Genomic DNA, 17,633 nt, shown 5'->3' with positions numbered 1-17,633 from the left:
GATTTACAATGCGGGGCCGCACCACACTTTTCTATGTTTTCTATGAGAAAGCCGGATTTGTTAGCTCTTTATTGTCGTTGTACTTTTTCTTTGTTCGGGAAAGATGGAGAATTTTCATGGAAATGCGTAAACTTACCATGGGCGAGATTATGCAAATCGGTGGCGCTGCTATTGGCGATCGAGATAAAGATTCTTGCGGGCATCATATTGAACAGTATAGGATCAATGGCAGGAATGCGGACAATTTCAACAATCTGGCCGCTGGGTTCCGTATTGCAGTTTTTTGACATTTAGCAATCCCGTAACATCTGGAGTTCTCGGGTCAGGATTACTTGTATACGGCCGTATAGCGGATGTGTTCGAAGATGGCCCGTCAGATGCCATTCTCGCCTATACCCAATGTGTAGCAGGCATGAGCTGATCATGCACGACATCGCCACCAGCCTCTATGACTGTTAGCGGCAAATAGACAGGAATTCAAAATGGACAAAGAAAAAATCGCAAAAATCTCAAACATCATGAGGGGTGCAAGCGCCGGTTTGTTTCTTGGCCCAATTTTATCATTTTTGGGTTTGGGGCATACACCTATTTATGGCTTGGCCACGATACTTATTTTTGGTGTATGGTTTTTAGAAAAAAAGGAAAGTTGACACGTTATTATATAAGGCCTGTTTGACAACCGCTTCAGTGGCAGACTCTTCGAAGCAGCAGGCTTGCCATGGCGAGTTGTATCATGCCGCCGGAGATGTCGATCCGGGCTTCGTCGTCTCGAACCAAGCGTCTCCAGCAGGTCATCCATCCGAAGGCCCGTTCGACCACCCAGCGCCGGGGCACGACCTTGAACCCCGGCTCGGTATCGGTCCGCTGAACCACCTCGACGGTGAAGTCGAGGGAGGCAGCCTTGTCCATCAGCGTCTTACGATCATAGGCATTGTCGGCAAAGAGGTGCTTCATCCACGGCCAACGCTTGCGCATCACCTCCAGGATCGTCCGGGCCCCGGCGGAGTCGGAAATGTCGGCGGTGGTCAGGTTGACCATCAGCAGGCAGCCATCGGTGTCCACCGCGATGTGCCGCTTGCGTCCGTTGATCTTCTTGCCCGCATCGTCGCCACGCTCCCTCGCGGCGGGAGACTTCACCGATTGGCTGTCCACGATCCCGGCGCTGGAACTGGCGTCGCGGCCGGCCCGCTCACGGTCGATCATCAACGCCACGTCGTGGATCGTCTGGAACAGCAAACGCCGCAGGAGATGCCGGAACCACCGATACACCGTCTGCCACGGTGGAAAGTCCTTCGGTAAAAGCCGCCAGACACAGCCCGTCCAGGCTAGGTAGCGCAAGGCGGTCAAGACGTCCCGAAGGTCAACAGACCTTGGACGGCCGGTTTCGGCCTTCTGCGGGCGATGGCGATGACGGCATCCAGATCGTCCAGGTCAGGCCGGTACATTGTCCCGTCATTCGAAATTCCACATCCCGCTTTATCCCGATTATCGGAACGGGTGTCCACGCCCATAGTGGAAAGGACCGAGCGACCCCGATCAGAAGGACTGGCGCAATGACCCTTCCCCCACCGATCCTGGCCTATTTCGATGCCGACGCGAGGAACGACCGCGCGACCCTGGTGAATGCCTTCGCGCCCGACGCCGTCGTCACGGACGAAGCGCGGTCCCATGTCGGCCGTGACGCCATCGGCGCGTGGTGGAGCGCGGCGAAGGCCACGTACCAGTACACGACCGAACTGCTCGGCATGACGGAAAGGGGCGATGTCACCGAGATCCGTGCCCGGGTAACCGGACGGTTCCCGGGCAGCCCGGCCAGCCTGACCTTCGCGTTCCGGCTTGAGGGCGACCGGATCACCGGCCTGGAGATCACGGCATGAGCGGTTTCATCAGCCTGGAAGGCAAGCGCGCCCTCGTCACCTCGGGCACGCGCGGCGCGGGCGCGGCCACCGTCGCGCTGTTCCGCGACCTCGGTGCCCGTGTGCTGACCGCCGCCCGATCCCGCCCGGACACGGCCTGCGAGACGATGTTCGTCGCCGCGGACCTGACGACCCCGGAAGGCTGCGCCGCGCTCGCCGCCGCGGTGCGCGACCGCCTGGGCGGGGTTGATGTGATCGTCCACATGCTCGGCGGCTCATCCGCCCCGGCGGGCGGGTTCGCGGCGTTGGGCGATACGGACTGGGCCAGGGAGATCGCTCTCAACCTGATGCCCGCCGTCCGGCTTGACCGCGAACTGGTGCCCGGGATGGTGGCGCAGGGTCGCGGCGTCGTCATCCATGTCACCTCCATACAGGGAAGATTGCCCTTGCCGGCGGCGACGACGGCCTATGCCGCCGCGAAGGCCGCGCTCTCCACCTACAGCAAGAGCCTCTCGAAGGAAGTCTCGCCCAAGGGGGTGCGCGTGGTGCGGGTCGCGCCCGGCTGGATCGAGACCGAGGCGGCGGTGCGCTTGGCCGAGCGGGTCGCGCAAGACGCCGGCACCGATCAGGAGGGCGGCCGGCGGATCATCATGGAGTCGCTCGGCGGCATCCCGATCGGCCGGCCCTCGACGCCGGAGGAGGTTGCCAGCCTGATCGCCTTCCTCGCCTCCGATCGCGCCGGCACCATCACCGGCACCGAACACATCATCGACGGCGGCACCGTTCCCACCGTATGAGCCGGGCGCGATGCCCGTCGGCGGGGCGCCTCAGACGCTCCCGCCCTACCAGCGGGCCTTCAGCCCGACCTGCCACTGCCGGCCGGGGCCGATGTTGGTCAGCCCGTCGCTGCGCACGCCCGTCTCCACCAAGCGGTCGGTCAGGTTCTCCACCGTGCCGAACAGGTGCAGGGTGCGGGACAGGTCCCAGCCGGCATAGAGGTCGGCCACGACATAGGGCGACAGGCGCCGGTCGTTCTCGCTGTTCTCGAACGCGTCGGAGGCGGCGCGGACCTGCAGCCGCAGCAGCGCCGGCTCCAGCGGCCGCCAGGTCGCCTCCACCGTGCCCTGGTGGCGCGGCGCCTGGCCGACCCGGTTGCCCTCCAGCGCGGGGAAGCCGGGGGCCGAGGCGATCTCCGCCGCGCTGAACAGGTAGGAGAGGGAGAGCGACAGGTCGTCCCGCGGTTCCAGCCGCAGCTCCGCCTCGATCCCGTCCACCTCGATCCGGTCCAGGTTGCGTCTCTGCGCCAGACTGCCGCCGGCCGGCACCACGATCCCCAGGGGGGCGTAAGCGCCGGGGGTCCGGGTCAGCACGACATTGTCCACCGCGTCCTCCAGTTCCACGTGGAACAGCGTGGCCGACAGCGTCAGCCCCGGCCGCGGTGTCAGGCGCAGCCCCACCTCCCCGCCCGCCAGACGTTCCGGGTCCAGACCGGGGTTGGCCTCCGTGATGTCGTTGCCCACCCGGAACGGACGGTGGAACTCGTTCAGCGTCGGCAGCCGGAAGCCGGTATAGACGGCACCGCGCAGGGCCAGGGCATCGGTCGCCTGCCAGTCCACCCCGGCTCGGCCGTTCAGCACCCGCCCGTCGCGGTCGGGCACACGGCTGTCCAGAAGCGGTGCGCCGGTCGCCCGCACCACCTCCGTGCGGAAGCCGCCGCGGTTCCACCAGCCGTCCAGCCGCACCCCCGCCGACAGCAGCAGATCCGGCCGGGCGGTCCAGACATGCTCCGCGAACAGTCCGGCGATGATCTGGTCTCCGCCGGCCCGGCGTTCGCGGGTGAAGCCGCCGTTCTGGAAGAAATAACGCTCGCGCGTCTCGCCCTCGGTCCAGCGCAGGTCCAGGCCGAGGTCGGTGCTGTGGCCGGGTACCGGCTCCAGCCCGATCTGGACGATGCCGCCCAGCGCCGAAGCCGGCACCTTGTACTGGTCGAGCGCCGGCGTTTCCCCGGCGCGGTCGTCGTCCACGCCGGAGAAGGTGCTGGAGAATTCCCAGTCGCGGGCATAGAGCACGGCCTCCCAGGGGAGCGCGCCCTCCCCCACCAGCCGCAGGCTGCCCTCCACCGCCTCGGTCCGGTTCCCGGTATAGGGGGTGCCGTTGCCGCGGGTCTCGCGGAAGACGGAGAGTTTCGCCGTGGCGGCGACGCTGCCGAAGCGGGCCTGCGCCACCCCGTCGGCCCAGAGCGCGTCGGCGTCGGCGTTCACGTCCACCGGGCCGCGCCGGTCGCGGCGCACGACGGGCGCGCCGCCGGTGGTGAAGGCGTTGGCGGTCAGCCCCAGCGTCACCGGCCCGGCCCGGCCGGCGGTGGCGGCCAGCGCCTGCCAGGTGTCGTCGGACCCGCCGGACAGCTCCGCCTCTGACCCGGCCGGGGGCGTGGTCTCGATCCGCACGGTGCCGGCCAGGGCGGCGTTGCCCCAGGCGCCGGCCCCGCCGCCGCGGGTGATGACCACCCGCTCCACCGCCCCGGTGGGCAGGCGCGACCAGTAGACCCAGCCGCCGAAGGGATCGTTGACCGGCACCCCGGTCCACCAGCACCAGGGTCCGGCCCGCCCCGTTCGGGCCGATCCCGCGCAGGGAGACGCCCTGCGTCGTGGGATTGGCCAGCCGGCTGCCGGCGCGGCGGAACAGCCCGAAGCCGGGCACCGCCCGCAGCGCCTCGTCCAGCCGCCGCTGCGGCGCCGTCGCCAGGGTGGCGGCATCCAGCACGGTGGGGCCGTAGGGACGTTCATAGGCCGGCACGCCGCCGCGCCGGCCGACGATGACGATCTCCTCCACCGGCGCCGTCTGCGCCAGGGCGGCCGGAGCAGCGGCGAGGAGGCCCGCCAGCAGGGCTGCCGGCAGGGCGGCACGGACGGGGCGGCGGCGGGAGCAAGGATGGCGGGGGCCAGGATGGGGGGGGCCAGGATGGGGGGGGCCAGGATGGGGGGGGCCAGAAGGGCGGGGGCCAGAAGGGCGGAGAGCGTGCGGCGGGGTCATCGGCCGGGCGGGTCCTGTCGTCTGCGGCGGGTGGGGCTGCGGGCGGCGGGGAATGCCGGAAGGGCTGGCGACCGGGCGCGGCCGGCCCCCCCTCTGAAGTGGGGTAACGCCGCCCGGCGTCGATCTGCCCCGCCGCACCGCCGGTTCCGGCGACCGCAGGGCGGCCGGCCTTGCCTCGGCGGGCGCGGCTGGGCAAAGTGCGCCCCGCGAAAGGGGACCGCCGATGAAGGTCGAACGCCATCCGGCGCTGCTGCTGCTGCTCCTGGCCGGGCTCTTCCTGCTGGGGCTGGCGCTGCGCTACGGCACGCTGAACCGCTGCGAGATGATGCGCCAGGAGGTGCGGCTGCGCTTCGAGGGCGAGGTGCCCGAGAGCGTGCGCGCGGCCCCCGGCGCGCCGCTGGTGGTCGGGCTGGTGGAGAAGAGCGGATCGAAGCTGCTGACCTTCGATCTCACCCCCAACCAGTGCGCCGGCAAGCTGGTCCGGCTCTGGTTCGCGGAGGATGAGGAGGTCGGCGGCATCCTGATGGACGACTGAGGAGCGGCAGCACCCCGCCCAGACCCCGGCTGCGGCCGGGCGGCGTAAGGCGTGAAGAAGCCGCGAGACGGCACGCGCGCCGCCCGGAACAGGGCGGCGCGGGGCTCAACCGGAGGGAGGGTTCCGGCGGTTCAGGCGTCGGTCAGGCGGATGACCAGTTCGACCCGGGCGATCCGGGTGCCCTCCGGCGCCTCCGGCAGGCCGCTGATGACCACCCCGTTGCCGGCGATGTCCATCAGCCGGCCGCTGCCTTCGTAGAAGAAATGGTGGTGGTCCGACACGTTGGTGTCGAAGTAGGACCGCCCCGATTCCACCACCACCTCGCGCAGCAGGCCCACGCCGGTGAACTGGTGCAGCGTGTTGTACACCGTCGCCAGCGACACCCGCATGTTGGCGATCTGCGCCTCGTTGTGGAGCTGCTCGGCCGTGATGTGGCGGTCGCCCCCGTCGAACAGGAGCTTGGCAAGCGCCAGACGCTGGCGGGTGGGGCGGAGTCCGGCCTGGGACAGGCGGTCCAGCACGGGCTTGTAGGTTCGGGGCATGGTGGTCATGGCGGGCATATGGGCGTGGTTGAGGGCGGCGGAAGGCCTTTCCTTCCAGGGTGCGGCATGATGCTCGGGCATCCAGGCGACCTGGATCGTGTTATTTGGAACAATTCAAGGCCCGCACGCAAGTCCATAGACCAAAAGAACCACGCTGGCAATCATCCGCGACGGCCGGGGGAGCTTTTCCGGCGGCCCGCCGCAAGGATCGCTCCGTTCTTTCCGGGAACCGGCCAGCACGGACCGCAGCGCCAGCACGGACCGCAGTGCCGGCGCGGACTGCGGGGCGGCCCGGCCTCAGCCCAGGGTCACCACCCCCACCAGCATGGCGACCGCCACGACCATGCCGCCGTCGCCCAGGGGGGAGACGGCCGGGCGGCGCCAGCCCGTGCGGTCCGCGAACAGCGACGCCAGCCGGACCATGACGGCCAGGGCGAGGTAGGTTCCCAGAAAGGCGGCGGCGAGGATCACGGCGACGGACGGCATGGCACCTCCGGGCTCTCGGGCGGGGGTGCCGCGGGCTGCCGCACCCCCTGCCACAACGCCCGGCAGGCCCCGGACGTTGCGCCGGGGCTTGCGCCGTTCCCATGACAGTCACCCCCGCCGCGGGGGAGTGCCGGCCCGCCGGGGCCGGCGCCGGGTCAGTAGCCGGTCTGGATGCGCTCGACGAGCTGCTTCACCGTCGGCACGAACCCGTCCGCGTAATACGGGTCCTGGCCGAAGCGGTAGGCGTTGTGCCCGGCGAACATCAGCTCGTTCTCGCAGTCCTCGGAATGGCTGATGTTCTGGAGCGTCTTCTGGATGCAGAAGCTGCGCGGGTCGGCCTTGCGGCCGGTCGTGCCCTCCTCGTTCTGCGCCCAGTTGCTGAACATGCAGGCGGACAGGCAGCCCATGCAGTCCACCTGGTCCTTCAGGATCTCCCGGCTCTTCTCCGGGGTGACGAAGACCAGGGTGGTGTCGGGGGTGCGCAGCGCCGTATCGAAGCCGGCGGCGACCCAGCCCTCCGCCCGCTCGCGGTCGTGCGGGGTCAGATAGACCGGGCGGCCGCGCGGGCCGACCAGGAACTCCGCCGTGTGGTCGCCCACCGGCGCGTCGGCATAGACGACCTGCCGTTCGGAGCGCTGGCGCAGCTCCTCCAGGAACGGGTTGCGCACGGCCGAGGAATAGAAGCCCGTGGGGCTGAAGCGGTTCAGGTAGACATCGCCCGGCTTCAGCGTCAGCAGCCGGCGCTTCCAGGCCCCGCTGATCGGGCTTTCCTGGGTCAGCAGCGGGCGGGTGCCGAACTGGAAGGCGATCGGCCCGATCTCCGGATTGTCCAGATAGTGCTCCCACTCCGACAGCCACCAGACGCCGCCGGCCATGATGATCGGCACATGGTCCAGGCCGAAGCCGCTCATCATGCTGCGCAGGGCGACCAGCCGGGGATAGGGGTCCTCCGGCTTCTCCGGGTCCTCGGAGTTGGACAGGCCGTTATGGCCGCCGGCCAGCCAGGGGTCCTCGTAGACGACGCCGCCCAGATGCTCGGGCCACTTGGAATAGGCGCGCAGCCACAGCGCCCGGAAGGCACGGGCCGAGCTGACGATCGGGTAGTACTGCACGCCATGGCGCACGGCGATCTCGGCCACGCGGTAGGGCATGCCGGCGCCGCAGGTGACGCCGTGGATCAGGCCCTTCGCCCCTTCCAGCACCCCGTGCAGGATGCTTTCGGCGCCGCCCATCTCCCACAGCACGTTCATGTGGATGCGGCCCTGGCCGTTCGAGGCCTCGTGGGCGATCCGGGCCTGGGCGATGCCGCCCAGGATGCCGTAGCGGATCAGCTCCTCGTGCCGCTCCCGGCGCGTCCGGCCGTGATAGGTCTGGACCAGCAGGTTGCCCTGCTCGTCGAAGGAATCGGCGTTCACCCCCGAGAAGGTGCCGACCCCTCCGGCCGCCGCCCAGGCGCCGGAACTCTCCCCGTTCGAAACGGCAATCCCCTTGCCGCCTTCCACCAGCGGCAGCACCTCCTTGCCGGAGATGACCAGAGGCTTGAGCGCCTTCACCAAGAATCCTCCACCCAACGCCGCGCCCCGCCGCGGCCGGGCACCCTCTGCCCGTCCTGCGGCCGGCGCCTGCGGCCCGTTCTGTCCCGTCCGGCCGCGCGACCGGAACGTCCCGGCGGCAGCCGCTGCACGGCATATATGAAAAAAAAACGTCGCGGAAGGCCCTCTAACCTTTTTGCGCCGTCTGCCGGGCGAACTGTCTCAGCGCCGGGGCCAGACCCTGGGGCGTGTCGGTGAACACCGAACTCACGCCCCACGAGAAGACTTCGGCCGCTGCCGGAACACTGTTCACCGTATACGCCAGGATCGGGCGGCCCAGGGTACGGTATTCGGCGATGCTGGCGGCATCCTCCCGCCGGGCGTTGACGTTGAGGGTCGCGGCATTAAGCCGCTCCGCCTGCTCGCGCCAGTCGGGCGGGCGGCGGTCGATCAGGAAGCCCAGCGGCCAGTCGGGCACGACATGCCGCACCATCTCCAGCGCCTCGGCGTCGAAGCTGGAGACGAGCGGCGCCTGCCGGTCGGCCGGCCAGAGGGTGCGCGCCAGACTGCACGCGATCCCCGCCGTCTCCGCACCACGGCCGGGACAGGGCTTGATCTCGATGTTCACCAGCAGGTCCAGCGCGATGCAGAGCTGCAGGGCCTCCGCCAGGGTCGGCACCCGCTCGCCGGCATGGGCGGGGGAGAACCAGCGCCCCGCATCCAGCCGGCGAATCGACTCGAAGTCCAGGTCCTGCACCCGGCCCGTGCCGTCGGTGGTGCGCTCTAGCCGCTCGTCATGCATCAGGACCGGCACGCCGTCCGCCGTCAGCTTCACGTCGAACTCGACCATCAGGCAGCCCTGCACCGCCGCCATCCTGAGCGAGGCGAGCGTGTTCTCCGGCGCGTGCCGGGCCGCACCACGGTGACCGATCAGGCGGGGAAGCTGGAGCATGGGAAGGTCCGGACCGTCGGGAGGGAGGGAGACCGGCGCGGCAGCCGCCGACACCGCGGATATGGGAAGCGGGGCAGCCGCCCGCCAGCGGGGCGCGCGCCCGCGGTGACCGCAGGGCTAACGCCGGAACGGGGAGGGCCGCGGCGGGTCCACCGCGTGGCCCAGGGAGACGAAATTGTCCCGCGTCGCCTCCGACACGGGCAGCCCCCGCCCGCGCACCGCGGCGGCGACGGCGGCGGCCACCCGGTCGAACCCGTCCAGTGGGGATTCCACGGCGATGCGCCGGCCGGCGCCGCGCACGGTCAACTGCATCCAGCCGCCCTGCCGGTCGCGCCGGGTGGAATAGTAGCGCAGCGCCACCGTCTCCACCTGGTCCCAGCGGATGGCCCGGCCCAGCGGCCCGTGCTGGCGGATGCCGGTCGCGTCCACGGCGATGCGCTGGAAGCGGCGCTGCGCCGTGCGCAGGGCGAAGACGCCGAACAGCGCCGCCCCGGCCAGCAGCGGGGCCGCGATCAGGGGATGCGGCTGGGCGATCAGGAACGGCCCCAGGGTCAGGGCCAGCCCCGCCCCCGCGCGCAGCCCGTCGGCCTTCAGGGCGTCGGGCGGGTAGCGTCCGCTCATGCTGTCGTCTCCGGTCATGGCGCGCCTCCGGTCAGGAGGCGGGACTTGCCACGGTCGGCGCGCCGCTGTCCAGGCTCCCGTCAGGCGGGGAACCCGGAAGGCAGGAAACCCGGAAGGCAGGAAACCCGTCAGGGGCGACGGGCGGCGAGCAGCCCCAGGGCCAGCAGCGCCAGCCCCGGCAGCAGCAGCACGATCCAGGCCGGCGCCAGCAGCAGCGGCACCGCCGCCCCGTCCCAGAGGTCGGGGCTGAGATAGCGCTGCGTCACCGCCTGCAGCAGGTTCAGGCTGCCGGGGTCCAGCCCGTACCAGACATCGCCCAGCGCCGCGGCCCGGTCGCGCACGGCCAGGATGCCGCCGGCCAGCGCCAGCGCCAGTCCCGCCAGACCGAGACAGAGGGTCAGAAACCGCCGCATCGCCTCCCCCGTCGTCGTTTCATCCGCCCGGCACGACCAGCCGGTCGCCCGGCCGGCAGAGGGCCAGCAGGGCCAGCAGGTCGCCCCGCGCCAGGGCGACGCAGCCGGCCGTCGGTTCGTAGTCCGGCTTCGCCACATGCAGGAACACGGCGCTGCCCAGGCCGGGCACCGGCGGGTCGTCATTGTGGCCCGGCACGACGATCAGGTCGTACACCCCGTCCTCCCGCCACAGCACCTCGTGCCCGGCGGCGAAGGGCAGCCGCACCGGCCGGTTGTAGTCGGGATGGGCGGGGTCGTCGCACCAGCCGTCGTCCGGGGCGATCGCGGCGCCGGGCAGCTCCGTGGCGGGCGGGGCCAGCCGGTCGGGCCGGTAGAGCAGGCGGCGCAGCGGAAAGGCGCCCACGGGGGTGGCGCCGTCGCCCTCGCGCTTGTCGGGGCGGATGCCGCCGCGGCCGATGGCGCAGCGGGCGGACCCGCCGGGCCAGCGCAGCCGGTGGGTGCCGTCGGGCAGGGGATCGACGATCAGGTCCATGCCCGCGACATAGGACGTCCGGCCCCGCCTGTCGAGGGGCGGGCGGTCAGGCCGGAAGGCGGGCGGGCGGATCGGGGGGGATCAGTGCCGCGTATCGACGCTGCGGCCGGGGGCCTGGCGGCTGCGGGCCTGGGCCTCGTACTTGTCCATCGCCAGCATCATCATGTCCGCGACGAACTCGCGGGGCAGCGCGGCCGGCCCGGCCGGCGGCCAGGCACCACCCGCCGGGGCCTCGGTCGAGGGAGCGGCCGAGGGAACGGCAGAGGGCGCGGCCGAGGGCGCGGCAGCGGACAGGGCAGAGGGAACGGCAGCGGGAGCGGCGGCCGGGGCCGCGGCGGACGCCGGGGAGGAGGAAGCGGCGGCGGAACGGGCCGCGGCCGGCGGGGGATGTGCCGTGGCGGCGACGAAGGCGGCGCCCTGGGCGCTCTGCACCGGGGTCGGCGGCACGATGGATTTCGGGGCGACCGGCCCGCCGGCCTCGGCCAGACGGCGGTAGCGGGACAGGTCCATGCCGCGCGGGGCGTCGCGGCCCGCCGCCTCCCTGGCGCCGGCGGCCAGTTCCGCGAGCTGGGAACCGTCGCCCGGCGCCGGCAGGCTGCCGACGGCGGCGGCGGACGGCAGCCCGGAGAGCGCCATGGCGGCGGCGGAGCCGGCGGGCATCGCCGCCAGCCCGCGCGCCTGACCCGGCAAGGACTGGTCCGGCGCAGACTGACCCGGAACCGCGGACTGGCCCGGGACGGCGAGCGGTTCGGGAATGGCGGCACGGCGCAACCGGCCGCCCGGCGCCCCGTCGGCACCGGGCCGGGCAGCGGCCGAAGGGGCGGTGGCAGAGGGCGCGGCGGCAGAGGACGCGGCGGCGGCGGGGGTGGCGGCGGCCAGCATCACCTCCCCCTCCCCGTCGGGCGCCTTGTCCTTGCCCTTGAACAGGGAGGCGACATGGGTGAAGGCGTCGCTGCCCGTCTCCTTCTCCAGCACCATGTCGGCCGCGGCCACGGCCAGCCCGACCGGGCCGAACAGCAGGGCGCTGCCGGCCAGCCGGGCCGGCTCGCGGATCTCGTCGCCGGTGACGGCGCGGTAGAGGCGGTTGACGACGGGGATGTGCTGCAAGGGATTGATCACGTCCAGCACGTCCCAGAAGGACAGGCCGTGCTCATCCTCGGCCGCGGCCGTCGCCCCGCGGGTGGCACGCGCCGCGGACTCCGCCGCCGCGGCCCCGCCCCCGGCCGAAACGTCCCTGGCCGAAATGCCCCTGGAGGGGACATCGCCGGAGGACACCGGGACACCCCCGGCCTCCGGCGCGGCCCGGCCGCCGGCATGGTGGTGCCGGGGGCTGCGTGCGATCTGGTCGTACCGGCCTGTCTGCATGGTCCCGCTCCTCCCTGCGGAACGGAACAGCAAGCGACGTGCCAGGGCCGGCGGGCCGGGGAAGTGCCTGGAATCGCGGGAAACCGGCCCGGCAGCCCCCGCCCCGCGGCGGCGCCCGCCCCGCCACCCGGCGGAATCTGCCCGGCAGCTTCGTCTCCCCCGTTCGCGCGGGGTCTGCGCGGCTCCGCGACCGCCGCTTGACCGTGATGCGGCGGCGACGGAGGATACGGGCCTGGGGCCGCGCCGCCGGCCCGCCGGCGAGCGGTCCGGTGCCCGGGAAATCCCGGGACCCGCTCGCAGACCGGCAAGCCTCTGGAATCGCTCCGGTTCTTGGACAGGGTGAAGATCGAACAGGCCGTCCGGCACAGCCCCGCCCCTCCCGCCACCGGACCCGCTCGCAGCGGCGCCGGTTCCGTGTTACTTTCCAAGGGCCTCCGAAGGGGAGGCTTTCCCCGGCAGAAATGCCGGGGCCTCATTGAAGCAGGTATTGACATTCCCAAGCCCCCTTGCGCCCGCGCGAGCTTTCCCCGGCAGAAATGCCGGGGCCTCATTGAAGCGCACCGAGCGCGGAGACGTTGACCGTCACGGTTCCTGTCTTTCCCCGGCAGAAATGCCGGGGCCTCATTGAAGCTTCGGTGAAGCTGGAGAAGTAGAGCGACACCGTTCCGGAGCTTTCCCCGGCAGAAATGCCGGGGCCTCATTGAAGCAGTCGCCCAAACTGACCGCGCCACCGCGTATGCGCAGCTTTCCCCGGCAGAAATGTCGGGGCCTCATTGAAGCAGCATCTTCGCCAGCGTCACGGCACGGCCGGCGGTGCTTTCCCCGGCAGAAATGCCGGGGCCTCATTGAAGCGTCTTCGTGGCCCGCGTCAACTGACCAGCGTCAGGGCTTTCCCCGGCAGAAATGCCGGGGCCTCATTGAAGCTGATCGAGCATGGCCTCGACGTTGAGCGTGGCCATGTCCGGCTTTCCCCGGCAGAAATGCCGGGGCCTCATTGAAGCTTCCAGGACGGGGGCGGTCTTGTTGCCCTCCTGCCCGCTTTCCCCGGCAGAAATGCCGGGGCCTCATTGAAGCAGACGGCGCTGAGCACGGCGCCGGGGCAGCGGATGGCTTTCCCCGGCAGAAATGCCGGGGCCTCATTGAAGCTTCGCGGCGCGCCTGCACGGCGGTGCCGCTGAGACCGCGCTTTCCCCGGCAGAAATGCCGGGGCCTCATTGAAGCCGGCCAGATCACGGGCGACCAGCTTGCCAAGATGACGGAGCTTTCCCCGGCAGAAATGCCGGGGCCTCATTGAAGCGCATGTATGGAGACCGGCTCAGGCCGGGGATGTGGGCTTTCCCCGGCAGAAATGCCGGGGCCTCATTGAAGCGGGCTGTCGAGCGGGTCCGGTCAACCCGCCCGCGTGCTTTCCCCGGCAGAAATGCCGGGGCCTCATTGAAGCAGTCGCCGAAGTGCGGTGTAAAACGCGCCAGTGCCGTTCCAACTTTCCCCGGCAGAAATGCCGGGGCCTCATTGAAGCAGCGCCTTTGCAATGTCGTCTGCCATCCGCTCGGCCTCTTCCCCTTTCCCCGGCAGAAATGCCGGGGCCTCATTGAAGCCTCCTCGGGGGACATGGGCTTGTGCAAGTCAGTCATGTCCTTTCCCCGGCAGAAATGCCGGGGCCTCATTGAAGCTGGCCGGACACGACCGTCACGACCTCGCGGGAGATGTCGCTTTCCCCGGCAGAAATGCCGGGGCCTCATTGAAGCAGCTTGATCTCGATCCGCTGGAGGTCCTCGAGGGTCTGGGCTTTCCCCGGCAGAAATGCCGGGGCCTCATTGAAGCCCGCGTCCCCGTGGTGCAACAGCCGCAGCAAGAACACTTTCCCCGGCAGAAATGCCGGGGCCTCATTGAAGCGCCGCGGGCAGGTGGTGGGCCTCGTCCAGCACGGCCAGACTTTCCCCGGCAGAAATGCCGGGGCCTCATTGAAGCGAGTTGACGCGGATCATCCGCACGGGTGAGGTTTCGCTTTCCCCGGCAGAAATGCCGGGGCCTCATTGAAGCCAGGCTCATCGCGGCATCCTTCGCCGCGGCATAAAACGCGCTTTCCCCGGCAGAAATGCCGGGGCCTCATTGAAGCTTCTTCAAGCAGTGGGGGGAGTTCGAGCCATCTGCCCCTTTCCCCGGCAGAAATGCCGGGGCCTCATTGAAGCCGGGTGCGCGTCTCCACGCTGCCGCAGCACGATCACAGTACTTTCCCCGGCAGAAATGCCGGGGCCTCATTGAAGCCGGTTACGGCCACGGCTGGGGCTGGGGCTACGGCTCCGGCCTTTCCCCGGCAGAAATGCCGGGGCCTCATTGAAGCCAGAACCATGTCCTGCAGTTCGGTATTCCGCTTGTACAGCCTTTCCCCGGCAGAAATGCCGGGGCCTCATTGAAGCCGCCAGATCGCGACCCGCTTCCCGGCGGAAGTGGACCGACTTTCCCCGGCAGAAATGCCGGGGCCTCATTGAAGCGATGCAAGTCTGATGCTGCCCTACAGACTGTAGGGTGCTTTCCCCGGCAGAAATGCCGGGGCCTCATTGAAGCTAGCTATAGCAGCACTCTCGGCAGCCGATGAGGCATCTTTCCCCGGCAGAAATGCCGGGGCCTCATTGAAGCAGGGAGGGGGATCGACTGACAAGGCCGCGGCCCCAGCGGGATCTTTCCCCGGCAGAAATGCCGGGGCCTCATTGAAGCTCTTGCCGGCGTCAGATCGTGCCCGAATGTATCTTCCTTTCCCCGGCAGAAATGCCGGGGCCTCATTGAAGCTCACGGAAGAGATTAAAGAGAAGACTGTAGTCGACTTCAACTTTCCCCGGCAGAAATGCCGGGGCCTCATTGAAGCGGGCGGGTCGCCGGGACGAAGCTGAAGAAGCGGACGTCCTTTCCCCGGCAGAAATGCCGGGGCCTCATTGAAGCTCGGCCTTCTCCTGGCCGTACTCGGCGAGCAGCCAGTCGCCTTTCCCCGGCAGAAATGCCGGGGCCTCATTGAAGCCTGTCGCGGTAGCGCGCACCGGGCAGGGACAGCGCAATCTTTCCCCGGCAGAAATGCCGGGGCCTCATTGAAGCGCACCGCCCGTCTCGATCAGGGCCAGCATCTGGATGGCGCTTTCCCCGGCAGAAATGCCGGGGCCTCATTGAAGCCTGGTTCTCCACCGTCGTGCCGAGCCAGACGTTGGCCAGCCTTTCCCCGGCAGAAATGCCGGGGCCTCATTGAAGCTTGATGCGATCCACTTTTGCTCGAACATTAGATACGGTCTTTCCCCGGCAGAAATGCCGGGGCCTCATTGAAGCACGTAGCGGCAGACGCCCAGCTTCAGGTTCGGGAGCACCTTTCCCCGGCAGAAATGCCGGGGCCTCATTGAAGTCTTGGAGCAGGCGCCGGCGTCCGCTTCCATGATGTCCCTCTGGGAGACGTCCCTTCGGGGAAGGCCCGTATGGGAGATGACCGGCCGTCACCGAGCCGCCGGCCGGCCTCGTAGGTGGCGACCGGGAAGAGCGGGGCAGGCCGGCGGCCCCGTTCTTCAGTCCTCCGGGCGGCAGCGCCCGTCCGCAACGCCTGCCCTCCGCAGCGCCCGCCCGATCCGCTCAGAACAGGTGGCCGGCGCGGTCCGCCTTGGCGCGGAGATAGGCTTCGTTGTGGCCGTTGGAGGGGAAGATGTGCGGGACGCGCTCCACCACCTCGATCCCGCAGGCCGCGAGCTGGGCCAGCTTGTCGGGGTTGTTGGTCATCAGCCGCACCCGGTCGAAGCCCAGCGCCTTCAGCATGGCCGCGGCCGGCAGATAGACCCGCTCGTCCGCGTCGAAGCCCAGGGCCGTGTTGGCGTCCAGCGTGTCCAGCCCGCCATCCTGCAGGCGGTAGGCGCGCAGCTTGTTCACCAGCCCGATGCCGCGCCCCTCCTGGGCGAGGTACAGCAGCACGCCCGCGCCGGCCCGCGCGATCTCCTCCACCGCGCCGCGGAGCTGCGGGCCGCAGTCGCAGCGCAGCGAGCCCAGCAGGTCGCCGGTGAAGCATTCCGAATGCAGCCGGGCCAGCACCGGCCGGTCGGGCGGCGGGTCGCCGATCACGATGGCCAGATGCTCCGGCCCGCCGTCGGACGGGCGGAAGGCGACCAGCCTTGTCTGCTCCGCCGCCTCCAGCGGCACCGCGGCGTCCGCCACGCGGCAGAGGGTGCGGGCCGACTGCCGCCGGTATTCCGGCACGTCCGCCCCGCGCACGGCCAGCAGGTCGTGCCGCCGGGCGAAGGCGCCGGCATCGCGCACGCCGGGCAGCGGTGCCACCACGGCGGCCGGCAGCAGCCGCGCCAGCTTCGCCAGCAGCACGGCCAGCCCCTCGACCGTGTCCTCGGGCGCGTGCGCCGTGGCGATGGCGCGGCGCAGCCGCTCGGCCGGGGTGCCGCGCGTCGGGTCGGCCAGATCGCGCGCCAGCTCCGCCGTCAGCCCGCCGGGCACGGTCAGCAGCACCGCCTGTTCCTCCGGCAGCTCGATCCCCAGGGCGCGGGCGCGGCGGCCGGCCAGCGCCAGCGCCGGGGCCGTCCCGGCCAGCGCGGCCAGGGCGGCGAGCCCGGCGGCGGTCGCCGTCTCCGCCGCCTGGACCAGCAGGCAGCGCCCGTCCGGCCCGGCCAGCACCACCGCCTCCCCCCGCCGCAGGTCCGACAGCGCCCGGTCAACGGCGCGCTGCACGGCACGGTCCAGGGTAAGCTCGGCGTGGGAGAGGTCGAGGGCCATGGTGGGGCAGTGTCCGCTGCGTTCAGGTCCGGGTCCGGCCGGCATGGCGGAAAAGCCAGACCGTATCGGCCGCGAAGGAGAAAAGCAAAACCCCAAGGGCTGCACCGACCGCAAGGCGGCTCAGCGGCGGGTCCAGCAGGGGAGTCAGCGCCGCCGCCAGCACGGCGATCTGCACGACGCAGACAACGCGGCGGCGCAGGCTGTAGGGCAAGGGCGCATTCAGCCAGCCCCGGAAGACCCCCGCCGCCACGAACAGGGGCCGCAGCAGCCCCGTCAGGAGCACCCAGACCCCGGCCTCCCCCAGCCGCCAGAGCAGCGCCGCCAGCACCAGCGTGAGCAGCGTGTCCAGGTCCATGTCGAAGCGGGCGCCGTAGGCGCTGGCCACGGCCTGCCGCCGGGCGATCCAGCCGTCCACCCCGTCGAGTGCCAGCGCCGCCAGCGCCAGCCCGGTCAGCAGCCAGAGCACCCCCGGCCCCAGCAGCCCGGCCGCCGGCAGCGCACCGCCGGCCAGCGCGATCAGGCAGCCGCGGAACAGCGTCACCCGGTTGGCGTTGCCCCAGCCGGCGGCGGCCGGATGCCCGCCCAGCCCGTGCAGCGCGCTGGCGGCGACCAGGGCGAAGACCGCGGCCGTGGCGGCCATGCCCCGGGCCAGGACGGCATCCGGCAGGTCCAGGGCGCGGCCCGCCGCCAGGGCGGCCGGCAGGGTCGCCACGGCCGCCGCCGCCAGATGCGCCGCCACCTGCTGGTGCAGAGCAGGGCGGGCGGCGGGAGAGGCAGCGGGAGAAGCGGTGGCGGGAGGCGTCGTGGTGGAAGCGGACGGGGTGGCCGGGCGGGACATGCGACATAGGTTGGCTGGGGTGCGGCCGGAACAAGCCTCTCCGGACGGGGCTCCCCGTCCGATCGGGCCGGCGACCGCCGGGCCATCCCGTGCCCTGCCCCGTGCCCTGCCCCGTGCCCCGCCCCCTGCCCCGCCCCCTGCCCTGCCTGATGATGCCCTGCCCGGAACCGAGACCCGCC

At 70.6% G+C, this 17,633-nt stretch carries 17 protein-coding genes, 1 pseudogene and 1 CRISPR repeat array; of the genes and pseudogenes, 6 read left to right on the top strand and 12 right to left on the bottom strand.

The genetic code is table 11. The features are described from left to right. Positions 1-116: 116 nt before the first annotated feature. Both RC1_RS21825 and RC1_RS21820 read left to right on the top strand, forming a co-directional pair. Positions 117-287 (top strand): hypothetical protein, encoded by a 171-nt coding sequence (locus tag RC1_RS21825; protein WP_184446343.1) that lies wholly within the window; start codon positions 117-119, stop codon positions 285-287. Between the two features lie 195 nt (positions 288-482). Further along, positions 483-650, top strand: coding sequence for a hypothetical protein (locus tag RC1_RS21820; protein ID WP_184446345.1), 168 nt, complete (start codon positions 483-485; stop codon positions 648-650). 34 nt (positions 651-684) lie between these two features. Here the strand turns inward: RC1_RS21820 and RC1_RS14100 are convergent. Continuing rightward, a pseudogene (locus RC1_RS14100) lies at positions 685-1,398 on the bottom strand (IS5 family transposase); the annotation flags it as partial. 155 nt (positions 1,399-1,553) lie between these two features. Between RC1_RS14100 and RC1_RS14095 the strand changes: the two are divergent. Both RC1_RS14095 and RC1_RS14090 read left to right on the top strand, forming a co-directional pair. Next, positions 1,554-1,877, top strand: a complete 324-nt coding sequence (locus tag RC1_RS14095) for a nuclear transport factor 2 family protein (protein ID WP_012568096.1) — start codon at positions 1,554-1,556, stop codon at positions 1,875-1,877. Continuing rightward, positions 1,874-2,653 (top strand): SDR family oxidoreductase, encoded by a 780-nt coding sequence (locus tag RC1_RS14090; RefSeq protein WP_012568095.1) that lies wholly within the window; start codon positions 1,874-1,876, stop codon positions 2,651-2,653. The genes RC1_RS14095 and RC1_RS14090 overlap by 4 nt, the downstream gene beginning before the upstream one ends. A 45-nt stretch (positions 2,654-2,698) precedes the next feature. Here RC1_RS14090 and RC1_RS14085 read toward each other — a convergent pair whose 3' ends face one another. After that, positions 2,699-4,432 (bottom strand): TonB-dependent receptor, encoded by a 1,734-nt coding sequence (locus RC1_RS14085; protein WP_012568094.1) that lies wholly within the window; start codon positions 4,430-4,432, stop codon positions 2,699-2,701. A gap of 71 nt (positions 4,433-4,503) precedes the next feature. Between RC1_RS14085 and RC1_RS22535 the strand changes: the two genes are divergently transcribed. Continuing rightward, positions 4,504-4,632: a hypothetical protein gene (locus RC1_RS22535; protein WP_272912046.1), complete on the top strand. Its 129-nt coding sequence runs from the start codon at positions 4,504-4,506 to the stop codon at positions 4,630-4,632. A gap of 480 nt (positions 4,633-5,112) precedes the next feature. Further along, entirely contained in the window at positions 5,113-5,424 is a 312-nt protein-coding gene (locus RC1_RS14080) for a hypothetical protein (protein ID WP_012568093.1), read from the top strand. A gap of 131 nt (positions 5,425-5,555) precedes the next feature. On the opposite strand, the gene irrA is transcribed toward RC1_RS14080, so the two are convergent. The 10 genes from irrA to RC1_RS14030 form a co-directional block, all read right to left on the bottom strand. Beyond that, positions 5,556-5,984: an iron response transcriptional regulator IrrA gene (irrA, locus tag RC1_RS14075; RefSeq protein WP_012568092.1), complete on the bottom strand. Its 429-nt coding sequence runs from the start codon at positions 5,982-5,984 to the stop codon at positions 5,556-5,558. Between the two features lie 279 nt (positions 5,985-6,263). Then, positions 6,264-6,452 (bottom strand): hypothetical protein, encoded by a 189-nt coding sequence (locus RC1_RS14070; RefSeq protein WP_012568091.1) that lies wholly within the window; start codon positions 6,450-6,452, stop codon positions 6,264-6,266. Between the two features lie 155 nt (positions 6,453-6,607). Further along, positions 6,608-8,005, bottom strand: a complete 1,398-nt coding sequence (locus tag RC1_RS14065) for an NAD(P)H-dependent flavin oxidoreductase (protein ID WP_012568090.1) — start codon at positions 8,003-8,005, stop codon at positions 6,608-6,610. A 166-nt stretch (positions 8,006-8,171) separates the two neighbouring features. Then, complete coding sequence (gene ugpQ / locus RC1_RS14060) at positions 8,172-8,936, bottom strand: glycerophosphodiester phosphodiesterase (protein WP_012568089.1); 765 nt, start codon at positions 8,934-8,936, stop codon at positions 8,172-8,174. Positions 8,937-9,053: 117 nt separating this feature from the next. Continuing rightward, on the bottom strand, positions 9,054-9,575 hold the full coding sequence (locus tag RC1_RS14055; protein WP_012568088.1) for a hypothetical protein: 522 nt from the start codon (positions 9,573-9,575) through the stop codon (positions 9,054-9,056). 110 nt (positions 9,576-9,685) lie between these two features. Next, entirely contained in the window at positions 9,686-9,970 is a 285-nt protein-coding gene (locus RC1_RS21815) for a hypothetical protein (protein ID WP_012568087.1), read from the bottom strand. Positions 9,971-9,989: 19 nt separating this feature from the next. Next, positions 9,990-10,502: a L,D-transpeptidase family protein gene (locus RC1_RS14045; protein ID WP_012568086.1), complete on the bottom strand. Its 513-nt coding sequence runs from the start codon at positions 10,500-10,502 to the stop codon at positions 9,990-9,992. A gap of 81 nt (positions 10,503-10,583) precedes the next feature. Then, positions 10,584-11,867, bottom strand: a complete 1,284-nt coding sequence (locus RC1_RS21810; protein ID WP_012568085.1) for a hypothetical protein — start codon at positions 11,865-11,867, stop codon at positions 10,584-10,586. A 446-nt stretch (positions 11,868-12,313) separates the two neighbouring features. Further along, positions 12,314-15,256: a CRISPR direct-repeat array (repeat unit 36 nt; unit sequence CTTTCCCCGGCAGAAATGCCGGGGCCTCATTGAAGC). Between the two features lie 220 nt (positions 15,257-15,476). Continuing rightward, complete coding sequence (gene ribA, locus RC1_RS14035) at positions 15,477-16,616, bottom strand: GTP cyclohydrolase II (protein ID WP_012568081.1); 1,140 nt, start codon at positions 16,614-16,616, stop codon at positions 15,477-15,479. Between the two features lie 22 nt (positions 16,617-16,638). Continuing rightward, positions 16,639-17,454 (bottom strand): CDP-alcohol phosphatidyltransferase family protein, encoded by an 816-nt coding sequence (locus RC1_RS14030; protein ID WP_012568080.1) that lies wholly within the window; start codon positions 17,452-17,454, stop codon positions 16,639-16,641. Positions 17,455-17,633 lie beyond the last annotated feature (179 nt).

This window comes from Rhodospirillum centenum SW (genome assembly GCF_000016185.1).
Taxonomy (GTDB): Bacteria; Pseudomonadota; Alphaproteobacteria; order Azospirillales; family Azospirillaceae; genus Rhodocista; species Rhodocista centena.
Note: the sequence above shows the minus strand (reverse complement) of the source record. Positions and strands in the feature narration are given on the sequence as shown.